The sequence below is a fragment of the Nostoc sp. genome (genome assembly GCF_036916975.1).
Classification (GTDB): domain Bacteria; phylum Cyanobacteriota; class Cyanobacteriia; order Cyanobacteriales; family Nostocaceae; genus Nostoc.
The window spans coordinates 1-22072 of sequence record NZ_JBALFF010000103.1; the positions used below are offsets into that span (position 1 = coordinate 1).

The 22072-nt window shown below is 41.2% G+C and carries 16 protein-coding genes and 1 pseudogene; 7 read left to right on the forward strand and 10 right to left on the reverse strand.

The window, feature by feature from the left end:
* Positions 1-126, forward strand: a pseudogene (locus V7K73_RS25150) (photosystem II q(b) protein); the annotation flags it as partial.
* Between the two features lie 214 nt (positions 127-340).
* Entirely contained in the window at positions 341-1429 is a 1089-nt protein-coding gene (gene aroC / locus V7K73_RS25155) for a chorismate synthase (RefSeq protein WP_334884087.1), read from the forward strand.
* A gap of 157 nt (positions 1430-1586) precedes the next feature.
* On the opposite strand, the gene V7K73_RS25160 is transcribed toward aroC, so the two are convergent.
* On the reverse strand, positions 1587-1883 hold the full coding sequence (locus V7K73_RS25160) for a DUF3288 family protein (RefSeq protein WP_334884119.1): 297 nt from the start codon (positions 1881-1883) through the stop codon (positions 1587-1589).
* 362 nt (positions 1884-2245) lie between these two features.
* Here V7K73_RS25160 and V7K73_RS25165 point away from each other — a divergent pair, with 362 nt between their 5' ends.
* A complete protein-coding gene (locus tag V7K73_RS25165; RefSeq protein ID WP_334884088.1) occupies positions 2246-4699 on the forward strand; it encodes an ATP-dependent Clp protease ATP-binding subunit in 2454 nt (817 codons plus the stop codon).
* Positions 4700-4908: 209 nt separating this feature from the next.
* Here V7K73_RS25165 and V7K73_RS25170 read toward each other — a convergent pair whose 3' ends face one another.
* From V7K73_RS25170 to V7K73_RS25185, 4 genes are all read right to left on the reverse strand, one after another.
* The gene (locus V7K73_RS25170) at positions 4909-6009 is read right to left on the reverse strand and encodes an AI-2E family transporter (protein ID WP_334884090.1); all 1101 of its coding nucleotides are present in this window, start codon (positions 6007-6009) and stop codon (positions 4909-4911) included.
* A 120-nt stretch (positions 6010-6129) separates the two neighbouring features.
* Positions 6130-7563 carry a bifunctional orotidine-5'-phosphate decarboxylase/orotate phosphoribosyltransferase gene (locus V7K73_RS25175; protein WP_334884092.1) on the reverse strand — a complete coding sequence of 478 codons (1434 nt, stop codon included), beginning with the start codon at positions 7561-7563 and terminating at the stop codon, positions 6130-6132.
* Positions 7564-7572: 9 nt separating this feature from the next.
* Positions 7573-8169, reverse strand: coding sequence for a cytochrome b/b6 domain-containing protein (locus V7K73_RS25180; protein ID WP_334884093.1), 597 nt, complete (start codon positions 8167-8169; stop codon positions 7573-7575).
* 338 nt (positions 8170-8507) lie between these two features.
* The gene (locus V7K73_RS25185; protein WP_334884094.1) at positions 8508-10034 is read right to left on the reverse strand and encodes a PAS domain-containing protein; all 1527 of its coding nucleotides are present in this window, start codon (positions 10032-10034) and stop codon (positions 8508-8510) included.
* Between the two features lie 445 nt (positions 10035-10479).
* On the opposite strand from V7K73_RS25185, the gene V7K73_RS25190 reads away from it, so the two are divergent.
* Positions 10480-11841, forward strand: a complete 1362-nt coding sequence (locus V7K73_RS25190; protein ID WP_334884095.1) for an AAA-like domain-containing protein — start codon at positions 10480-10482, stop codon at positions 11839-11841.
* Between the two features lie 361 nt (positions 11842-12202).
* Here V7K73_RS25190 and V7K73_RS25195 read toward each other — a convergent pair whose 3' ends face one another.
* The 4 genes from V7K73_RS25195 to V7K73_RS25210 are packed head-to-tail and all read right to left on the reverse strand — an operon-like array spanning position 12203 to position 15642.
* A complete protein-coding gene (locus V7K73_RS25195) occupies positions 12203-12655 on the reverse strand; it encodes a type II toxin-antitoxin system VapC family toxin (protein WP_334884096.1) in 453 nt (150 codons plus the stop codon).
* Entirely contained in the window at positions 12636-12878 is a 243-nt protein-coding gene (locus V7K73_RS25200) for a hypothetical protein (RefSeq protein ID WP_334884098.1), read from the reverse strand. The genes V7K73_RS25195 and V7K73_RS25200 overlap by 20 nt, the downstream gene beginning before the upstream one ends.
* 15 nt (positions 12879-12893) lie before the next feature.
* A complete protein-coding gene (locus tag V7K73_RS25205; RefSeq protein WP_334884100.1) occupies positions 12894-14108 on the reverse strand; it encodes a DUF790 family protein in 1215 nt (404 codons plus the stop codon).
* Positions 14038-15642, reverse strand: a complete 1605-nt coding sequence (locus V7K73_RS25210; protein WP_334884102.1) for a DEAD/DEAH box helicase family protein — start codon at positions 15640-15642, stop codon at positions 14038-14040. The genes V7K73_RS25205 and V7K73_RS25210 overlap by 71 nt, the downstream gene beginning before the upstream one ends.
* 886 nt (positions 15643-16528) lie before the next feature.
* Between V7K73_RS25210 and V7K73_RS25215 the strand changes: the two genes are divergently transcribed.
* Positions 16529-18568: a sensor histidine kinase gene (locus V7K73_RS25215; protein WP_334884104.1), complete on the forward strand. Its 2040-nt coding sequence runs from the start codon at positions 16529-16531 to the stop codon at positions 18566-18568.
* 60 nt (positions 18569-18628) lie between these two features.
* Here the strand turns inward: V7K73_RS25215 and V7K73_RS25220 are convergent, their stop codons facing one another.
* Entirely contained in the window at positions 18629-19243 is a 615-nt protein-coding gene (locus V7K73_RS25220; RefSeq protein ID WP_334884105.1) for a TetR/AcrR family transcriptional regulator, read from the reverse strand.
* A gap of 233 nt (positions 19244-19476) precedes the next feature.
* Between V7K73_RS25220 and V7K73_RS25225 the strand changes: the two genes are divergently transcribed.
* Together V7K73_RS25225 and devC are read left to right on the forward strand one after the other, a co-directional pair.
* Complete coding sequence (locus tag V7K73_RS25225; RefSeq protein ID WP_334884107.1) at positions 19477-20787, forward strand: HlyD family efflux transporter periplasmic adaptor subunit; 1311 nt, start codon at positions 19477-19479, stop codon at positions 20785-20787.
* Positions 20784-21959 carry an ABC transporter permease DevC gene (gene devC / locus V7K73_RS25230; RefSeq protein WP_334884109.1) on the forward strand — a complete coding sequence of 392 codons (1176 nt, stop codon included), beginning with the start codon at positions 20784-20786 and terminating at the stop codon, positions 21957-21959. The genes V7K73_RS25225 and devC overlap by 4 nt, the downstream gene beginning before the upstream one ends.
* Positions 21960-22072: the final 113 nt, after the last annotated feature.

Sequence of the window (22072 nt, forward strand, 5' to 3'; positions counted from 1 at the left end):
GTAATCAACCGCGCTAACTTGGGTATGGAAGTAATGCACGAGCGTAACGCTCACAACTTCCCCTTAGATTTGGCAGCTTTAGATGTTGCTCCTGTCGCTCTTACTGCTCCTGCTATCAACGGTTAATTCTGAAATTTAGCTAAATAATAAAGCGCTCTCCCAAAAGGGAGGGCGCTTTTAATTTAAGTTAGTAACTAGATACTGTTATAGAGTTCGATAAAAACTCAGAGACACTATTGATAAATACTAAAGAATAGCGAAAAAATCTACAAAAAACAAAGACAAACTTTGTAATAACTCTAGGTAGAATACATAAGCCTAATCCTTTTTCCTCAAAATCATGGGCAATATTTTTGGTCATCTATTTCGCATCAGTACTTTTGGCGAGTCGCACGGCGGCGGTGTGGGGGTTGTGATTGATGGTTGTCCTCCCCAACTAGAAATTTCGGCAGAAGAAATTCAAGTAGAACTAGATAGAAGGCGTCCCGGACAAAGTAAAATTACAACGCCTCGCAAAGAAGCGGATACCTGCGAGATTTTATCAGGGGTATTTGAAGGCAAAACTCTGGGAACGCCTATATCAATTTTGGTACGGAACAAAGACGCTCGTTCCCAAGACTACGACGAAATGTCGGAGAAGTATCGCCCTTCTCATGCGGATGCAACTTATGATGCAAAATATGGTATTCGCAATTGGCAAGGTGGAGGCAGATCCTCAGCGCGTGAGACAATCGGAAGAGTAGCAGCAGGTGCGATCGCTAAAAAAATTCTTCGTCAAGTCGCCAATATAGAAGTTATCGCTTATGTTAAGCGCATCAAAGACTTGGAAGGTGTAGTTGATCCAAATACTGTCACCTTAGAACAAGTGGAAAGCAATATCGTTCGCTGTCCCGATCCTGAATGCAGCGATCGCATGATTGAATTAATTGAGCAAATAGGTAGGCAAGGTGATTCTATCGGCGGTGTAGTAGAATGTGTAGCCCGAAATGTACCAAAAGGTTTGGGCGAACCAGTATTTGATAAATTGGAAGCTGATATCGCTAAGGGTGTTATGTCTCTTCCTGCTAGCAAAGGCTTTGAGATTGGTTCGGGTTTTGGGGGAACACTGCTAACGGGAATTGAGCATAACGACGAATTTTATATCGATCCAAATGGTGAAATCCGCACACTAACAAACCGTTCTGGTGGTATTCAAGGGGGAATTTCTAACGGAGAAAATATCATTTTGCGAGTTGCATTTAAGCCGACAGCAACAATTAGAAAAGAGCAGAAGACTGTAACTCGTGAAGGTGAAGAAACCCTATTAGCAGCCAAAGGACGCCACGATCCTTGTGTATTACCGCGTGCAGTGCCTATGGTTGAGGCAATGGTGGCCTTGGTACTCTGCGACCATTTGTTAAGGCATCATGGGCAGTGTAAGGTCTTGTAGGCTATATATCGACTGATAGATGAGTTAGGAGTTTGGAGTTAGGAGTTAGGAGTTAGGAGTTTGGAGTTTGGAGTTTGGAGTTAGGAGTTAGGAGTTTGGAGTTTGGAGTTTGGAGTTTGGAGTTGGAAGGAATAATTAATGCCCAATGCCCCATGCCCTAATTCCAATCCTGTTCATCTTTCTTGCCGCGACTTTTGTAAATACCTCCCAGGTTGTGAATTTGACGAGTTTTCTCATAAAGTTCGGCCTCGGTCAAACCCCACTGCTGCAAGGCTTTATCTAGGTCTTTTTGGATATCTCTTGCCCCTGGAAACCCTTGATAACGCATTCGCAGTCTAGCTAATTCTGCTAAGTTATAGTCTGTCGCCTCTTGAGCGAGTAAAATATCAATAAGGGAGCGATCGCCGTTATAAAGAGGATGTTGTTGGTCTTTACCTGTGGGTGGATTAGTCATCATGAGTGCTGAGTGTCGTTAGCGGATAGCTATGGTTGAGCCAGTCCTAAGATCCTGAGTTTTAAGTTTAGCCCAGAGCTAAGGAGCAGAAAAGCCAAAAGAAAATCATCTTCTGCACTGACAAGCTAATTGTCAAATTAAGAACTCCAAACTCCTAACTCCCAACTCCCAACTCCCAACTCCTAACTCCTAACTCCTAACTCTTCTTAGACGGCTACTACACCTGAGGTCTTACGGCTCTCACCACTGCCACTCAAGTTTAAATAAAGTTACATTAGTCCTTAAGAAAATACAAAAAACTTTAGATGAGGGTGAATTTTATATCACCCAAAGTCCAAGCACCGAGGGAGCAAGAACCCATTATGTTTGAACACTTCACTTCCGAAGCCATTAGAGTAATTATGTTAGCTCAGGAGGAAGCACGTCGCCTGGGACACAATTTTGTAGGAACTGAACAAATTCTCCTGGGTTTGATGGGAGAAGGAACTGGAGTTGCTGCTAAAGTGCTGGCGGAATTAGGCGTTACCCTCAAAGATGCACGTCGGGAGGTAGAAAAAATTATTGGTAGGGGTTCTGGCTTTGTACCACCAGAAATTCCTTTTACTCCTAAAGTAAAAAGCCTCTTCGAGCAATCGTTTAAAGAAGCTCATAGTCTGGGACAGAATTACATTAACACTGAACATCTACTCTTAGGATTGACCGAGGCTGGTGAAGGTGTTGCCGCCAAAGTACTGCAAAATCTAGGAGTTGACTTCAAGACTGTCCGCAGTGCCATAGTTCGCCGTTTGGGTGAAAATGCACCAGCTATAGCTGGTGGTGGTAGTCAAAAGCGCACCCAACCATTAACGATGGAAGAATTTGGTCGGAATTTGACCAAATTAGCACAAGAAGGCAGACTCGACCCCGTAGTTGGTCGCCAGAAGGAAATTGAGCGGGCGATCCAAATCCTCGGTCGCCGCACCAAGAATAACCCAGTGTTGATTGGAGAACCCGGAGTTGGTAAAACTGCGATCGCAGAAGGTCTAGCTCAACGGATTATCAACCAAGATGTTCCCGAAAGTTTGCAAGACAAGCAAGTTATCAGCCTCGACATGGGGTCATTGGTAGCTGGAACTCGCTTCCGTGGCGATTTTGAAGAACGCATCAAAAAAGTCGTGGAAGAAGTCCGCACTGTAGGCAATATCATCTTGGTGATTGACGAAATTCACACCTTGGTTGGCGCTGGTGGTACAGAAGGTGGTTTGGATGCAGCCAACATCCTCAAACCAGCCTTAGCACGGGGTGAACTCCAGTGTATCGGCGCAACTACCCTCGATGAGTATCGGAAGCATATCGAGCGCGATGCCGCCCTAGAGCGTCGTTTCCAACCGATTATCGTAGGGGAACCCTCAGTAGAGGAAACCGTACAAATTCTTTACGGTTTGCGCGGCGCTTACGAACAGCACCACAAAGTAACAATTTTGGATTCAGCACTTGTAGCAGCAGCAGAATTATCAGACCGCTACATTAGCGATCGCTTCTTGCCAGATAAGGCAATAGACTTAATTGATGAAGCTGGTTCTCGCGTTCGTCTACGGAACTCTCAAATTTCTCCCAATAAAGAACTCAAGCGTGAACTAGCTGGCGTTACCAAAGAGAAAGAAGCAGCAGTCAGAGTCCAAGATTTTGACAAAGCTGTAACCCTGCGCGACCAAGAATTAAAACTCGCAGAACAACTGGAAGCAACCTTTGCCCAAAACGATCAACCTGTCAACTCTACTGTAGTTGACGAAGAAGACATCGCCCAAATCGTTGCCTCTTGGACGGGCGTACCAGTCAACAAGCTTACTGAATCTGAATCAGAGTTGCTCCTGCACCTAGAAGACACTCTACATCAACGGCTTATCGGTCAAGAGCAAGCAGTCTCGGCTGTATCTCGCGGTATCCGTCGCGCCCGTGTCGGCTTGAAGAATCCCAATCGTCCGATTGCTAGCTTTATCTTCTCTGGGCCTACCGGAGTCGGTAAAACAGAATTAGCGAAGGCACTAGCTGCCTACTTCTTCGGTGCGGAAGACTCGATGATTCGCCTAGACATGTCCGAATACATGGAAAGCCACACCGTCGCCAAGCTAATTGGTTCGCCTCCTGGTTATGTGGGATACGACGAAGGCGGACAACTTACAGAAGCCGTGCGGCGGAAACCCTACTCGGTGCTGCTATTCGACGAAATCGAAAAAGCTCACCCCGATGTATTCAATATGCTGCTGCAACTCTTGGATGACGGTCATCTTACCGATGCCAAAGGTCGGAAAGTAGACTTCAAGAACACGCTGATCATTTTGACTTCTAACATCGGTTCCAAGGTGATTGAAAAAGGTGGTAGTGGTTTAGGCTTTGACTTCGACACTCAAGCCGACGCTAGTTATAACCGCATCCGCACCTTGGTAAATGAAGAATTGAAAGCTTACTTCCGTCCTGAGTTCCTTAACCGTCTCGATGAAATTATCGTCTTCACCCAGCTTTCTAGGGATGAAGTCAAGCAAATCGCTGAGATTATGCTTCGTGATGTTGCTAAACGCTTGACAGAAAAAGGAATTATCTTAGAAGTTAGCGATCGCTTCAAAGACCGTGTAGTACAAGAAGGCTACAATCCCAGTTATGGTGCTAGACCATTACGCAGGGCAATTATGCGCCTCCTAGAAGATTCTCTCGCCGAAGCAATGCTGTCTGGTGAAATTACAGATGGAGATACAGCGCTTATCGATGTTGATGATGACTCTCAGGTAAGAGTGAAAAAATCAGAAAAACGAGAATTGCTCTTGGCAAATGTTGGCTAATTTTATACCCGATCGCTTTTTGCTGTAATATTTGAGAAATACTCTAGCCCTTCGGGTTTACCAGTCGCTCATGGGGGAAACCCCCAAGACTGGCTCACATCTGATATAAGTAGAGGCGATCGCAGGGACATCTCCGACAAACATAAAGTGAAATGGTATTATATCTTTCACCCCTAGTAGAAATGCTGGGGGCTTTTTTTATCCACAAATCATTGCGATATTGATTTCTCTGCCAACAATTCTGAGGCTGCTTCACCCTCACCCATGTTATCGGAATTACCAGATGTAGAAAAACCATCTGCTATATCTTTGATAAAACCAGCTACAGGTACCGCGACTAGTAAACCCAAGACTCCACCAACATTGGTTCCTACAAGCAAAGCAATTAACACCCATATTGGTCTGATACCAGTAAATTTGCCCAAAAGACGAGGTGCGATCGCCTGATCAATTACCTGATCAATGACAAGAGCTAGTGCAAAAACCTTCACTGCTAGCCAAAAGTCATGTGTGGCTATTATTAAAATTATTACAACAAGACTGACGACATCACCAAAGGGAATTAAACTCAAAAGCCCAACCCCCAAACCAAAAAGTAAAGCAAACTGGACTTGAAAAGCTAAAAACAATAATGTTAATGAAACTCCCATCAGCAAAGCCAAACTTCCCTGACCAATCAAGTAATTTTGAAAGTTTTGTTGAATAGATTGGCTTACCTTCTGAGCAAAACTTCCAGGTAGCTTTTTAAATATCACCTCCCAAATCCTTGGCCCATCTAACAACAGATAGAAAGTCAGTACTATTGTGATTAATGCCTCAGAGATGCTATCAATCGTATCTATGATAATGCTTAAAAGTTTATCTGAAAGAAACTCTAATTCATTGGGTAATTTATCAGTTAATTGGGTTAATAAGTGACTTAAATTCACATTTAATTTGTGCCTAAAAAACCACTCATTTAAAATCTGAAGTTTTTCTTTGCTAGAATCAATCCATTGGGGAAATACTCTCACCATCTCATTAAATTGCTCTAAAACAATGGGAACCAAAGTTATACCCAGAGCAACGATAATTATCAATGCTGATATAAAAACTAATGCTACTGCATAACCACGTTTCACTCCTCGCTTTTGGATAATCGCAACAGGATAGTTTAAAATGAATGCAAGTAAAGTAGCCAAAACAAGAATTGTTACAACAGGCTGAAAATTTTTAACCAGTAAAAATGCTAGCCAAGCATTGAGAAACACTAGAGGAAATAACAGCGTAAAAATTAACCATCTAAGTAGTTGATTGAGTGAAAAATTCATAATTAATTTAGAAATCAAAATTATTCTAGTTACTAAATTCAACCGAGTAATTAAATCTGCTCAATAGGAAGTAGACAATAAAAATCCTTCCCCATTCCCTACTCCCCATTATTCCAATTATTAACTTTCAGCGAAAGCTAAAAACTGCTCCTCATTTATTCGCCCTGCTTGATACAGAGTATTAGTAATTTCCGAAATAGTTAAAACCGCATGACTACGATAACCATTTTGCTGTAACCTATCTTTCACTCCTTGTTCATGGTCGATAAATACCACAATATCATTAACATTTAATCCTGCTGATTGTAACTTTCCTGCCCCTTCCATGACACTTTTACCACTGATGAGAATATCGTCAACAACTACAACTGTTTCACCAGGATGAAAGTTACCCTCAATTACTCTCCGAGTTCCATGTGCTTTCACCTCTTTACGAGGAAAAATCATCGGACAATGAAGGCGCAAAGCTAAACCAGTCGCAGTAGGTAAAGAACCATAGGGAATACCTGCTAATCTATCAAAAACGAGATTCTTCAAAATATCCTGATATGCAGTGAGAACTTGATTAAAAACTTGGGGATTGGAAATAATTTTGCGTAAGTCGATGTAATAAGGAAATATAGCTCCTGATGCTTGAACAAAGCTGCCAAACATAATACAGTCAATATCATAAAGTTGCAAAATCAAATCCTGGTAGGGATGCTGATTTAGCAAACAAACATCAGGGAACCACACAGAACATGTAGAATTTTCATAAATAATTTCAGTTTTTATTTGATTAATTTCTGCGCGTAAAGACTGGACTTCTTTAGATAGTTGGGTATTTCCCAACATATCTTGAGGAACAGGAATCAGTAAACCATCGCCGTTAGCATTCAAACCTGCTTCTAAAATTTGCTTCAGGTTTGCGCCTTCAGCCCAGATGCTACGCGCCATAATAATTCGTTCAGGCGCGATCGCTCGAATAAGTGCTAAAATCTCAGGATTTGTAGTTCCCACCTCCAAACCCAATTGTTCTGGAGTTCCCCAGGTTTTTGATTCTTTTACCACCTGTAAATAAAGGGGTGATTCGTTTGTCGGATATTGCTGTAAAGCTTCTGCACCTCGATTAGAAGTACAGCATAAAATAAATACCGCTTTACCCTGATAGACCAAAAAGGGGGCTACATGATCTTGTCCTGTATAGGGACTGAGAGTGATTGCATCCACCTGCCATTGTGTAAACACAGTTTGGGCAAAAATGGTACTAGTATTTAAGTCACTGTGTTTGGCATCTAAAATAACTGGGATGTGGTTTGGAATAGCTGCTAAAGTTTTGTACAGCAATTCTAAACCGGGAATACCTAATGCTTCGTAGAAGCCAAGTGTCGGTTTATAAGCACAAACATAATCAGAAGTTTCTGCAATAATGAATTGCAACCATTTCTCTAAACCAGTGATCAGTTCTTCAGATTCATAACGCACAGGCATCATCTCTGGATTTGGATCAAGTCCTACAAATAGTAAGCTTTGATTTTGCAAAATATTACGATTCAATTTATCAAAAAAGTTCATTTTTTTATTTTAATAAAACATTGATTCTGTTAATTCAGTACCACCAGCTTTGCGTCCTAAACGTGAGTGAATTACTACGAATAAGATAACTATCGGCACGGAGGCAAAGTGAACAATTCGCAATGCTTGCCAATCGCCAAAGAAATCGACAATCCAGGGAAATTGAGCAGGTTTATACATTCCTATTCCTGTAAATAATGCCAGCAGCAATATAGGAATAATTGCTGTATAAACAATTCGATGCCAAGCATAAATTCGACGTTTGGAATTTTGACTTTTTTGTAATGCTTTCAGGTCATTAGCACCTACAAACCGATGTCGCCAGCGCCGAGTAATTAAAATGTAAATTCCATACCACAAGAGATTTAGCGAAAATAGCCACATTGCTGCAAAATGCCAGTGTCTGCCTCCTGCAAGCCAACCTCCTAAAGTAAATATCGGAGGAATGTGCAAACCTGCACGTCCACCAAAAACAGGGTTGGCGTTGTAAATTTGTAGTCCACTGGTGAGCATGATAAATAGACTAATGATGTTACACCAGTGGAAAATTTTAGCTCCTATTGCTTGAATCGGTGGCTTCCGAGTTTGAGAGGGGGTTAAAGTCATAGATTTTGACTGATAAAATTTGCTGTTTATCTGTCTTGGGTAAATAGTCCAGCGAATTTGCGGATTATTACTTACCCTTATTTTCTCATCCTACGATTCAATTGAAACGTGGAATACAGAATGCAACAGGTGGTAAAGACGCACAGATGTCTCAGCTTAAGAACGAGGCTATCTCTCAAAGCTTCTTCTAGATAGGTTTTCAGCTTAAGTTGACACAATTGTTTAGCATTTGAGCAAAATTATATTTTTATCTCACAAAAAAGAGTGGTTTTAAAAACCACCCCCAATATTCCCTTACTGTAAAATTTTTGAAAATTTGTGAATTTATTAAATATTGCTCAAAAGCTGGCGTGTTTTCTAATAGCGGTATAGTGTCTTGGTGTTGTATTCATCTCAATTATCAACTCTGTGCCTTGACCTAATTCAGAATTACACTTAAGTTTACCTTGATGTTTCTCAACTATAATTTCTCGACTAATTGATAGCCCTAGTCCTTGACTTTTGCCTACTGGTTTAGTTGTAAAAAATGGTTCAAATATATGTCTTTGGATATGGGGAAGTATGCCTTTACCATTGTCATAAATGCGAATTATAATTTTGTGTTTTTTTTCTAGTAGTTTCTCATTTTCCAAATTTTCATTACTCTTGACTAATGATAAATGACTGCTAATAATTTCTGTATGAATAAAAATATTTGGAGTAAAGGAATAATCATGTTTCATCCTTTCTTCTAAGGCATCAATAGCATTAGTCAAGATGTTCATAAATACCTGATTTAGTTCACCAGGGTAACACTCGATTGAGGGCAATTCCCCAAAGTGTTTAATTACTTCAATGCCGGCTCTATCAGGCTTTTCTTTCAAACGATGCTGCAAAATCCTCAGAACACTATCAAGTCCTTCATGCAGGTCAACTTTTTTCATTTGACCTTCGTCAGAGCTTGAAAAATTCCGCAAGGCGAAAACAATTTCTTTAACACGCTCAGAACCGGCTCGCATTGACCACAGCAATTTCAAAAAATCTTTTTTCACGAAACCAAGGTCAAGGCGTTGTAGATGTAAAGCTATGACTGGTGTCGGTGTGGGATAGTGATGTTGGTAAAGTTCAATGATTCTGATTAAGTCTTCAGCGTATTGACTCGCAGGATGGAGATTGCCGTAGATGAAGCTAACGGGATTGTTAATTTCGTTAGCCATATCCGCCACCAGTTGACCGAGATTAGCCATTTTCTGGTTCTGCAATAACTGCTTTTGGGTATATTTAAGTTCTTCTAGGGTAGTTTCTAGCTGCTGTGATTTTTCCCTAACTTGGTCTTCGGTAGACTGGAGTTGTGAAAATAGTTGGTATTGTTGAGTAGCGTAGGCGCAGCACGTCGTAGACATCGCTTTATCCTGAGTAATATCCTTGTGCGTCCCCGCCATCCGCACTGGCTTACCGAATTCATCCCACTGAAATACTTTTCCACAAGCCAGAATCCACTTCCACTCACCCGATTTAGTCAACATTCGCAATTCGACTTCAAACACAGGTGTGCATCCTTCCAGGTAATCATGCAATACCTGGCGAATTCTTGGTAAATCTTGTGGATGTAAAAGTTGCTCAAAAGATTTATACTCATTGTTTATTTCGTCTACTCCATACCCCAGAATGCCTTTCCACTGGGGATCGTAATAGGTTTTGTTGGTTACTAAATTCCAATTCCACAACCCCAAGCCACTGGCGATTAATGCCATTTGTAAGGCGGCTTGTGAGCATTGACAAGGATCTAAATTTTCTTGAGATAAGTCTTTTGGTTCTGGGAAACTCTGGGAATCTTGTACTGATAGAGCTTCCGGTTCATGGGTAGGGGGTTTTTCGATATGCATAGCTGCTGGTACGATGAGGAAGATATCCTGTAGCTCTCTCTACGCTGTTTTAGCACCCTGACGATCTAGTTATGGATAAATCATCTACTTAGTTGATTAGACTGTCACTGCCCATATCATCAATTTGGATGAAATTTAGAAAAAGGTAATGCGATCGCAGTGGCGATGTTTTAGAAAAAAAATAGCTTTATTGTGTGCATCTACATTCTAAGATATGTCTAAAAAAAGTAGTTCAAATCACATATAATTACCTAAAAACTCGAAAAAATTTGTAAAAAAAATTCTATGCTGAAGTCATGGCAAATGTTTCAGAATACAAAAAAATTGTCAAGCCTTGTTTATAGCTTTTTCAGAAAAGACTGGCTGCTATCCATAGAAGGCAGGGTACATTGAGTTCCAAAGAATAATGGTGTGAGAAAATTTCATGCTTTGGAGCGGATGAGTAATGACTATAGATGAAGTAGTATTGCTACTAAAAGCGAGTCAAGCAATCGGTTTAACGACACTCCAAGAGATTATATTGCGTTCTTCGTGGGAAGGGAAAACCTACACGAATATAGCCTGTGAAGCTGACTACGACGAGGAACGTGTCAGTAAAATTGCTGCTCATTTATGGCAATTATTGAGTGCTTTTTGCAAAGAACCAATAAATAAATCAAACTTCCGCCAGACTCTAGAAAATCATCGTCTTAGCAAAGCACATCAACAGTTAGTTAAGGAATTCAACAAAACAGCCACGGCTATATCCTTAGAATTTCCTAGTGGGCCAGTATCCCTTAATTCCAGATTTTACATCCCTCGCTTGCCAATTGAAGAACTCGCCTACGCAGAAATGGCTGAACCTGGAAGTCTCATCTGCATCAAAGCACCGAAAAAAATGGGGAAAAGCTCTCTGATTTTGCGGTTGCTTGCACGCGCTAACAATCAAGGCTTTCGCACCGTAACTTTAGATTTTCAGCAAGCAGATAAAACAGTATTTGCCAGTTTGGATAAATTTTTGCGCTGGTTCTGTGTCAATATCAGTCGGGAGTTACAGCTAGAACCAAAACTCAATGATTATTGGGATGAAGATATGGATAGCAAAGTGAGTTGTTCTATCTATTTCCAACAGTATTTACTATCTGCGCTCTCAAGTCCCCTTGTTTTAGTAATGGATGAGGTGGACTGGGTGTTTGAGTATCAAGAAATTGCTGGAGAATTGTTACCATTGCTGCGATCGTGGTATGAACAAGCCAAAGGGGTAAAAGTTTGGCAAAAACTGCATCTAGTTCTGGTTTTTTCAACGGAAATTATTGTTGGGATAAAACAGACTCAATCACCATTTAATATTGGTTTAGCGATTAAGTTATCTCCCTTTACAAAAGAGCAGGTGCTGGATTTGGCACTACGTCACGGCTTGGATTGGACAGATGGTAAAAATGTCGAGAGTTTGATGGCAATGGTGGGAGGATATCCTTATTTGCTGCGATTGGCTTTTTATCACCTTGTGGGTAAAGGGGGATTAGAAGGAGATTTAGAACAGCTATTGCAACAAGCACCCACAGAAGCAGGAATTTATCACGAGTATTTAAAGCAATTTGTCTTAGTGCTACGAAATGAACCAGAATTGCAAGATGCTTTTTATGAGGTAATTAACGCTACAAATTATGTGCAATTACCAGCATTAGCATGTAAATTACAGAGTATGGGACTAATTAATTTAGAAGGCGATCGCAGTACTGTTGCGTGTGAATTATATCGTTTATATTTCCGACAATATCTCAAAAAAAGTGAGATAAATAATAATCGTATTGAACAGTTGTTTTAACTATCAGTTTATGCTTGGCTAGTGTGATTTGTGTAATGTAAATTAAGTCTGCTAGTTTAGTTAATGCTGCTGAGTCAGCACTCTATTAAGCAAAAAGAAAAGGACGTGATGTCTACGAGGAGTTATGCGATCGCGTTATAGTTGAATATAGAATTTATCATCAAGTAAGGAACTTGAGTCATGGCTAGTGCGACTATCACGAGCAAAGGACAAATAACTATTCCTCAAGAAATTAGGGATTATCTTGCCCAATATCGGGAACGCACAAGTGTTTGGAGTTAATCAGTAGAATTGCAGAATTACCGAAAGACTGCATTTCGTAACGTGAAGTAAATTTTCACGAGTAGTAACAACAAGCAATCTAACTTTGTAATGGCAACACAGTAATTAACCCAGAAAATCTAGCAAAATCAGTTGTGTTGTGAGTAAGTAACTGAGGAATGCCATAAACTAGCATTATGGCAACAATATTTGCATCATGAACTTGCTTACCACTAATAGCAATTTGCTCCATTAGAGATAAAAGTCTTTCTGTCACTTGGGCGGTTTCGTCAGCTACTCGAAATTGAGCTTGAAAAAATCGGGTACGCTCAATTATGATCGCAACAGGTCGGGGATTCATCAATGCTTGTGGACGACTAAGAGTCATTAAGAATTCCCGCAACACCTGGCGACTAATCCATAATTCAATTCCTGCATCATAAAGATTTTCAATAGCCTGTAGTGCTGTTTGGTGAAAGCGAGATTCGGAGACATTTGCATACACTAATATGTTCGTGTCCAGAAATACAGAGTTAGCGACCCCAATCACCATACATATCCTCACGTCTTAGAGAAAGATTTTCAGGCCAATAACCATAATTATCTACAGGGAAGTTTAGAGGAGGGCGTTTTTCTTTGCTCTCTGCTTTCTCTGCCAAAAGTTTTTCATCAATTACTATTACCACCTGATGCTCACCTTCTGGAATATCCAATGGTAACTGGACTGTAATTTTACCATCTTTGGTAACTGTGGCAATTGTTTCTATAGTTTTCATCTCATTTATCCTTAATCAATCGATTACAGCTAACACAGCTTTCGGCAATAACTTATCTTTAAACCAAACAATTCTGGCGGGGACATCATTTAATTGTACTCCTGCCTTTTCTAAATTAAGTCGCTCGGAAATTGCCAAAATTAAATCATCACGTCCAGCCCGTCGCACCTGAGAAAACTTCTTTTGTAAATATTCTGGTCGCCAATAACCAACAATTTCTAATAAAAAGGTGCGTCCATCAGCATGAACTAAGCGAAAATCGGGAATCATCACACTACCAGGAATCGGTATCAAATCAACTTCTCGCTCTAATGCCCAACCACTTTTTAAAGCATCCCATTTATCAGCAAAGGATGCTTCTAGCATACTATCGTAGGGCTTTCCTGGTGGGTAGTGGGATACCAAACCACATTCGGAATTGAGAGTAAAACGTCCAGTTTTCCAGGTATTTGTATAAGCGTCGCGGGTTTGGAGAATCGACGAAAGACTCCATTTAGTAACATGAAGTAAAGCTGGAATAAGTTTAGCGATCGCTAGCCCATATCGCGTACTAGAATTAAACAAACTCGTCGGACCATCAATGGTAATTGTAAACCCGTGGTCAGCATCACCCTCAATATAAGCCATCAATTGAAACAACTTTAAATAGCGAAACAACAGCTTATATTCTCCCGGAACATTCCGGTGAGCATTTAGCACCAATTGACTGGCCTTATAAAACACACCCTGCACCTGAGATAAGTTATATCTATTTAATAAATCTGGTGCTGTTGGTGCATCAAACACTGTCAAAATTTTATTTTCAGATAAATCAGCATAGAGTCCATTGCGAACCTGTTCTAATAAAACTTCCCGCTCAAGTTCTTGAGTTAATTCATCAGCAATTTTACTCAGATTAACTTGTGTAGATTCTCGACTAGAAACCGACTTTGCAGCAAATGAAAACACCCGTTCTCTTAACATCTGTGGTTCCAAAGGACTAACCACCTCAAAAGTGCAAAAACTGCTTTTAAGAATATAAGCTAACCCTCGCTTCACCCGATAATCTGTAGAATCTCCTTCAAAATCAGTCAATTGTCGCTCAAGCACACCTTGAGTCTTCCCCACTGCTGATTGAAAATAATTAATTAACTCAATCGCCAACTCTGAAGTTTTTTGATCAATCTTCAGTCTCTTCGGAATGATCTCCTCTCCGTTTTGGCGATGCATCAGTAAATCTGTCGGTAACATCTGCTGAATTTTGAATTTTAGATTTTGGATTTTGGATTGAATAATTAATCTCTAACTGTTCCGCAGCCTTCAAACTCCGTTCCTTCCCACTCCCATACACAACCTGTAACTTCCCTTTCCTCTCCTCCTCCTCTCTGCGTCCTTTGCGCCTCTGCGGTTCGTTATTCCTCTCCCCTCTCCGCCTAGCCGAAGTTCCCTCCTCACTCGTATCCTCCGCCACAACTTCATATAAAATCGCCTGCTTATTCTCAATATTCCCCTTCCGTAAAATCCTCCCCAAGCGCTGAGTATATTCCCTAGCCGAACCCGTCCCTGATAAAATAATTGCAACAGTTGCCGCAGGTACATCAACCCCTTCATTCAACACATGAGAAGCAACCAAAGTATTATATTTACCCTCTCGAAACTTTGTTAATATCTCATGCCGTTCCTTCACAGGAGTTTGATGAGTAATTGCCGGAATTAGCAACTCTTGAGAAATGCGATAAACCGTTGCATTATCAGCAGTAAAAATCAAAATTCTCGCCGGATAATGTTCTGCCAATAAATTAACTAAAATTCGCAACTTGCCATCAGTACCCAAAGCGATATCTTTCGCTTCTCGATGCGCTAACATAGCCCTACGTCCAGATTGCGATCTAGCACTCATTTGCACGAACATTTGCCAACCTTGCAGACTCCCCAAAGAAATTTTTGATTGCTTTAAAAAGTCATTGCGGGTTTGAATTAGTTGATTGTATCTTTCCCGCTCAAGTTGCGATAACTTTACCTTAATTTGGACAATTTCATGTTTTGCTAACGCCTTACCCGCCAAATCTTCAGCGCGTTTGCGATATACTTCTTGACCAATGAGGATATTTAAGTCAGCATGTTTACCATCGGTGCGTTCTGGTGTAGCCGAGAGTCCTAAGCGATAAGGTGCGATCGCATATTCAGCAATCACCCGATTAAAATCTGTCGGTAAATGATGACATTCGTCAAAAACAATCAACGCATATTGATTCCCCAACGTCTCAGCGTGAATTGCTGCACTATCATAAGTTGCAACGAGAATTGCCGTTCTATCCCGCGAACCACCTCCTAGCAATCCCACCTCAGCATCGGGGAAAGCCGCTACTAAGTGTGCATACCACTGATGCATTAAATCCAAAGTTGGCACCACAATTAGCGTCGTGCGCGGCGTTGACTGCATCGCCATTTGCGCCAAATAAGTCTTTCCCGCCGCCGTGGGAAGCACAACAACTCCTTGTCTACCCGCCAGTTTCCAAGCCGCTAGTGCCTCATTCTGATGGGGATAGGGTTCCATTTCCAGACTAGGAACCAAATCTACAGGATAAAATGCCTTAGCCTCATCGATAAAATAAACATCTTCCGCTTGTAGTGCTTCCACTAGCGATCGGTATCTAATTGCGGGAATGCGGAATTTTTCAACTCTATCATCCCACGTAGCATAATCCATCCAACCTTTACCCCGTGGTGGTGGATGCAAAATTAATGTGCCACGATCAAAATTTAATGTAGGGGTACGAGCCATAAGTATTGGGGATTGGGGATTGGGGATTGGTAATTTTTCCATTCCCTAGTCTATTGATTACTAATAACCCAAAAAGTGCATGATTCATCCAAGTAATTAAGACAAAACCAAACTATAGCAATCTTAAATGAGTTGCGATCGATAGGCTCAGATCCCCGACAACTTTTACGAAGTCGTGAATTTTGTTGTTCACAAATGATTTAGAACTGCTATAGATAGATGCGCCTATTAGTTATGGAATGTCTGATCGACAAACCCAGGACTTACGCTTTCAAGGTAGTCAAAGCCTTGATTTTCCCTAGGGGCAATTCATGAATTACCCCTACATTTTGTATGTAATGCGTAAGTCCTAAAACCAAACCTACAAGAACCTTGCCGAAGCCTACAAAAACAGTGACAGAGTTTTCTGCTAAACCTAAATTCACAATTAGAAGGCAAGATAAGTAAGTGGGTCAAATTAGATATAAAACCTCACTCTCAATCCCTCTTTGATGCTTTGGAGAGGGAAGCCGGAGGCAGGGTGAGGTTTTATCTTATGTTTAATTATGCCTACCTACTTTACTTAATCACACGGTATAGCAGGCATTATCCAGGCTTATGAAAGAAATTGTCAGCTTTTGAAAGATAAATACTTATTGAATAAACGAGGTTGAATTCAGGTTAAGGGCAAAGGACAAATGATAGCTTATATACTAAAATAAATTAACTTAATAAATTAATATATCTATGCTTTTTGATGGATATTAAAAAATGAATCTATATAATTAGAGCTAAATTTATCAGGTTATTGCACATTTGCTAAAACCAATTTTTACTACTTTAGATAGATTCACAGCAATTAACTGCTTACGTGTGTATTTTTTCGATGCATAATAAATGTTGAGCGATGGCTACGACGGGCTATTCGGCGTCGCATTGTCTAGCTGATTTTGGGAAGAATCCTTTAGCTAGCTGCATACAAGGAGAAGCGACATTGAAAGGAACAAATTCCCTTCTAGCGTCCTACGCTGTGACATTATTAGGTGTTGGTAGCGTATTGCTACTAACACTATTGCTACAGCCACTACTGAAACCAACTATTTTCCTGTTATTTTTTCCTGCCGTGGCGGTTAGTGGCTGCTATGGCGGCATGAAAGCAGGGTTACTGGCTACTGCTTTGTCTATTTTAGCCGTCAGCTACTTTTTCTTAGAGCCAGTGTTTTCGCTCTTTATTAAAAATCTTGACAGCATAGTGTGGTTAGGCTTGTTTATGCTGGTGACAATAGTCATTAGCTTGCTCACCTCAGAGTTACACACTGCTAAACAACATCTTCAAATGAGTTTGCAGAAGCTACAGGTGAGCGATGCAAAGTTTAGAAGGTTGGTAGATTCCAACATGATTGGGGTAATTGTAGCCAATATGGACGGGGCGATCGCAGAGGCTAATGATGCTTTTTTACGAATGGTAGGTTATTCTCAAGAGGATTTGCTAGCAGGGCTTCGATGGCGCGACATAATACCACCAGAATATATTGAAGCTAACAACAGTGCGATTGCAGAACTCAAAACCAAAGGTGTCTATCAGCCTTTTGAGAACGAATACATCCGCAAAGATCGCAGCCGCGTTCCCATCTTATTAAGTTCTGCCTTGTTAGAAAATAATCCAGAGAATGTTATCTGTTTTGTACTTGATTTAAGCGAACGCAAACAAGTAGAACTTGCCCTTTGCAAAAGCGAAGAACGCCATCGCGCTTTTTTAGAACAGAGTTCAGAAGGTATTTGGTGCATGGAATTGGAAGTACCAATTTCATCAGAGTGTCCAGAAGATAAACAAATTCAACATTTTTATAAATATGGTTACTTAGCAGAATGTAACAATGTTATGGCACAGATGTATGGCTTTTCTCGTGCCGAAGAAATGATTAGCGCCAGACTAAGAGACTTGCTCATTCCCTCCGATCCAGATAATATTGTATATCTGTGTAATTTTATCCGTTCTAACTACCGACTCATCGATGCAGAGTCTCATGAAATAGATAAGCAAGGTAATTCCAAATATTTTTTAAATAATCTGGTAGGAATTGTCGAAAATGGTCTTTTAGTCAGAGCCTGGGGAACCCAACGTGACATCACAGAATGCAAGCGAGTAGAAGCCGCTTTCCGTCTACGCAAGCAAGCAGAGCAAGAACGCCAACAATTGCTTGAGCGCGAACAGACAGCACGGGCTGATGCAGAAGCTGCAAAGCGCATGAAAGATGAATTTCTCGCCACACTCTCCCACGAACTCCGCACACCCTTAAACGCTATATTGGGCTGGACGCAGCTACTTAGAAATCGCACGTTTGATAAAACTACTAGTGGACGAGCGCTAGAGACAATCGAGCGTAACACCAGATCGCTAGCTCAACTGATCGAAGATGTCTTAGATGTCTCGCGGATTATTAAAGGTACACTCCATCTAAATATTCATCGGGTAAAACTTGTACCAATTATAGAAGCAGCAATCGAGACTGTGTACCCAGCAGCCCAGGCCAAAGAGATTAGCATCAACTGTAAATTCGAGCCAGAAGTAGGGGTAGTTATGGGTGATGCCAACCGCTTGCAACAGGTTGTGTGGAATTTGCTCTCCAACGCCGTTAAGTTTACACCCAAGGGGGGAAGAGTTGATGTGCAATTGCAGCACATTGAATCTTATATACAAATTCGGGTGAGCGATACGGGAGGAGGAATTTCTGCCGAATTCCTGTCCCATGTATTTGAACGCTTCCGTCAACAAGACAGTTCGACCACGCGATCGCATGGTGGACTAGGATTAGGGTTAGCGATCGTCCGCCACTTGGTAGAATTACATGGCGGCACAGTCTCTGCCGAAAGTCCAGGAATTGGACTGGGGGCAACATTCATTGTCAATCTGCCCATCAACACCCTTTATGTAGAGGCTAACTAGGACTAGCCTTTTCAAGGTGTGTTATTTTCCAGTTTTTTCTGGTTTAACTATTGTTAACCATCAATCGGCGCATTTATTGATTAGGTGTGTTAAGGCATCAATCAGGCGATCGCTTTCCATTGGTACAATGTCCTTCCCATGCATCACATTTTGAGTAATATGAAAATGCACCAATGCTCCTATAAAAATTCTTGCTGTTGCCTCTGGGTCAGGTATGTTTAATTCAGGAGCCGCTAAGTAGTGAGTGAGAGTTTGGGCTACTGGCTTAATCATCGCTTGGACACAAATTTGAGCTAATTCAGGAAAACGCCCAGATTCCCCGATTAATACTCGCATAAATGCACTATGTTCTTTGTCGTTAAGCATCTGCTCTAATGCTTTGCTTGCTACCTGGTGCAATATAGCGGCTGATTCTCCCTGAATCGGTTCTGTGCCAAAAATGGAGCTGTTCTTTTTGCTTGTCAGTTGCTCTAACAGTACTTTAAAAAGTCCTTCTTTATCTTGAAAGTGACTGTAGACTGTCGCTTTAGAAACACCTGCTGCTACTGCTACCCGATCCATGCTTGTACCAGCGTAGCCATGTTGAAGAAATTCTTGCATTGCCCCTTGCAGAATTTGCTCGACTTTATCAACGGAATTGTCTCGATCAACTTCGCCAGCTTTGATGCGTACCATTTATTAATCATCCTTTCTTATAAACAATATTAATAGATGCTGCAAAAGGCCCCAGTACAAAATGGCGAAAATAAATATACCCTTTGTTGAAAGGGGGCAGTTCTTGCTGGGGGCATTGCAAATTGATTCACAAGTTTAGTTGTATCATATTGACTAAACTAGTCCGTTTAGTTTAGCATAATTGAACTGGACAGTTTAGTACAAGTTGCTACTGGTCGTAAGGGGAAAATAGTATGGAGCAAAACAGGAATTCAGAGGATTTAAGGTCTTCTCAGAATCTTGTGCGATCGCCTGTTCTACTTGCAATAATTACATCTTTAGTAATAGGTGGAATCAGTGTTTATGCTGTGATGAAGTTCCAGGCTACAGCTAATGACAAACAAAAAACACCAGTAGCAGTTCAGCCTGTGGTAAAAACAGTAACAGCATTAGGGCGGTTGGAACCAAAGGGAGAGGTAATAAAACTGTCAGCGCCTTCTTCAAGTGGTGAAGGAAATCGGGTAGAGCAACTATTGGTGAAAGAAAGCGATCGCGTCAAAGCTGGACAGGTAATTGCGATTATGGACAACCGCGATCGCCTACAAGCTAGTTTGGTTGAAGCACAAAAACAAGTTCAAGTTGTCAAAACCCACCTTAACCAGGTAAAAGCAGGAGCCAAACAGGGAGAAATTGGAGCGCGTCAAGCTACCGTGAATCGTTTACAAGTAGAACTACAAGGAAATATTAAAACTCAGCAAGCGACAATTAATCGTATAGAAGCAGAACTCCTTGGGCAACAACGCACCTTGCAAGCAACAGTGGCTCGCGTAGCAGCCGAGAGAAGTAATGCCGAAGCTCTTGTGCAGCGCTATGAGACTTTATACAAAGCAGGAGCAATTTCTAGCCAGGAAGTTGATAGCAGACGCTTAAACGCCGAAACTTCGACTCAAGCGTTAATTGAAAGCCAAGCCACCCAGACAAGAACTGTAGCTACCCTACAACAGCAGCTTAACGAAGCAAAAGCCAACCAGGATCAAACCCTCGCCAGCTTGCAACAGCAGATTAACGAAGCAAAAGCTAACTTGAATCAAACTGCTGAAGTCCGTCCAACAGATATAGAAAACGCACAAGCAGAAATAGACAGCGCTCAAGCCACGGCAGATAAAATTAGAGTACAACTGGCGCAGGCTTATGTTGTGGCTCCTAAAGCCGGTCGGATTTTGGAGATTAATACACGAGCCGGAGAAACTGTTGGTAATGAAGGAATTGTGGCTCTAGGTCAAACCGACCAGATGTATGCAGTAGTAGAAGTCTACCAAAGTGATATCAAAAAAGTGCGTCCCGGACAGAATGTGCGGGTAAGTAGTGATTCCCTACGCCATGAATTAGAGGGAAGAGTGGATTGGATTGGTATGCAAGTAAAGCGGCAAAATCTAATCAACGCTGATCCCTCTAGCAATATTGATGGCAGAGTAGTGGAAGTTCATGTGCAACTAAATAAACTATCCAGCCAAAATGCTTCTAGCTTAACTAATTTGCAAGTCAAGGCGGTAATTGAACTGTGATTGGATTTATCCAGCAACTGCGGCGGCGAACGCCTTTAGGATGGTTGCAACTGAGTCATGAAAAAGGCCGTCTTTTGGTAGCATTATCAGGCATTGCCTTTGCCGATGTTCTGATGTTTATGCAGCTAGGGTTTCAGACTGCCCTGTTTGAAAGTAACACAATTTTACATCGTAGTATGCAGGCTGATATGTTTGTCATCAGTCCCCAAGCACGTAACCTAGCAAATATGTCTAGCTTTACGCGGCGACGGCTGTATCAAGCAATGGATGTACCAGGTGTAAAGTCAGCAGAAGGAATGTATATTAATATTGTTGATTGGAAAAATCCCCAAACACATCAGAAGACGACAATATTAGTTATGGGGTTCAATCCCGATCGGCAAATGTTTAACTTAGCGGATGTGAATCGCCAGATAGATGCTCTGAAGCTACCAGATACCGTTTTGTTTGATCGCGCCTCTAGAGGAGATTATAATGATGCGATCGCTAAAATTGACCAAGGTAAAACTGTCACAACCGAAATAGAACGCCGGACAATTACTATTAGCGGTTTATTTTCAGTCGGGGCTTCCTTTATCGCTGATGGTACTTTAATCACCAACGACCAGAACTTTCTGCGACTATTTCCCAGACGAGAAGCTAGCGGTGTCAGTTTAGGTTTAATACAACTCCAACCAGGCTACGATCCAAAACAGATCAAAACAGCTTTAGAAGCTTATTTGGATAATGATGTTAAAGTTTTAACCAAAGCCGAATTTATCGAATTTGAAATAAATTACTGGAAAACAAATACTGCTATCGGGTTTATCTTCAGCCTGGGTGTAGCAATGGGGTTTATGGTAGGCGTGATTATCGTCTATCAAGTTCTTTCTACAGATGTGAATTCCCATATAAAAGAATATGCCACTTTCAAAGCAATGGGATATAACAATCTTTACTTATTAGGTGTAGTGTTTGAAGAGGCGATAATTTTGGCAGTTTTAGGTTTTATTCCCGGAGCGATCGCACCTTTAGGGCTTTATCATTTAACTCGTAATGCTACCAATTTACCACTGTATATGACCGTAGCGCGAGCCTTGACAGTATTAACGCTGACAATGATTATGTGCATAATTTCTGGTGCGATCGCCACCCGTAAATTACAGTCCGCCGACCCCGCAGATATGTTTTAGAAAATGGGCATTGGGCAAAAAGATACTTAGGAATAAGAATTAAATAACATACAATTTATGTCCGACAGCTTACCTCACCCTCAATCCCTCTCCGATATATTGGAGAGGGAAGC

Bases quoted from the DNA above. Each gene is read 5' to 3' on its own strand.
- aroC (WP_334884087.1), top strand. From the start codon at position 341: ATGGGCAATATTTTTGGTCATCTATTTCGCATCAGTACTTTTGGCGAG.
- V7K73_RS25160 (WP_334884119.1), bottom strand. From the start codon at position 1,883: ATGACTAATCCACCCACAGGTAAAGACCAACAACATCCTCTTTATAAC.
- V7K73_RS25165 (WP_334884088.1), top strand. From the start codon at position 2,246: ATGTTTGAACACTTCACTTCCGAAGCCATTAGAGTAATTATGTTAGCT.
- V7K73_RS25170 (WP_334884090.1), bottom strand. From the start codon at position 6,009: ATGAATTTTTCACTCAATCAACTACTTAGATGGTTAATTTTTACGCTG.
- V7K73_RS25175 (WP_334884092.1), bottom strand. From the start codon at position 7,563: ATGAACTTTTTTGATAAATTGAATCGTAATATTTTGCAAAATCAAAGC.
- V7K73_RS25180 (WP_334884093.1), bottom strand. From the start codon at position 8,169: ATGACTTTAACCCCCTCTCAAACTCGGAAGCCACCGATTCAAGCAATA.
- V7K73_RS25185 (WP_334884094.1), bottom strand. From the start codon at position 10,034: ATGCATATCGAAAAACCCCCTACCCATGAACCGGAAGCTCTATCAGTA.
- V7K73_RS25190 (WP_334884095.1), top strand. From the start codon at position 10,480: ATGACTATAGATGAAGTAGTATTGCTACTAAAAGCGAGTCAAGCAATC.
- V7K73_RS25195 (WP_334884096.1), bottom strand. From the start codon at position 12,655: ATGGTGATTGGGGTCGCTAACTCTGTATTTCTGGACACGAACATATTA.
- V7K73_RS25200 (WP_334884098.1), bottom strand. From the start codon at position 12,878: ATGAAAACTATAGAAACAATTGCCACAGTTACCAAAGATGGTAAAATT.
- V7K73_RS25205 (WP_334884100.1), bottom strand. From the start codon at position 14,108: ATGTTACCGACAGATTTACTGATGCATCGCCAAAACGGAGAGGAGATC.
- V7K73_RS25210 (WP_334884102.1), bottom strand. From the start codon at position 15,642: ATGGCTCGTACCCCTACATTAAATTTTGATCGTGGCACATTAATTTTG.
- V7K73_RS25215 (WP_334884104.1), top strand. From the start codon at position 16,529: ATGGCTACGACGGGCTATTCGGCGTCGCATTGTCTAGCTGATTTTGGG.
- V7K73_RS25220 (WP_334884105.1), bottom strand. From the start codon at position 19,243: ATGGTACGCATCAAAGCTGGCGAAGTTGATCGAGACAATTCCGTTGAT.
- V7K73_RS25225 (WP_334884107.1), top strand. From the start codon at position 19,477: ATGGAGCAAAACAGGAATTCAGAGGATTTAAGGTCTTCTCAGAATCTT.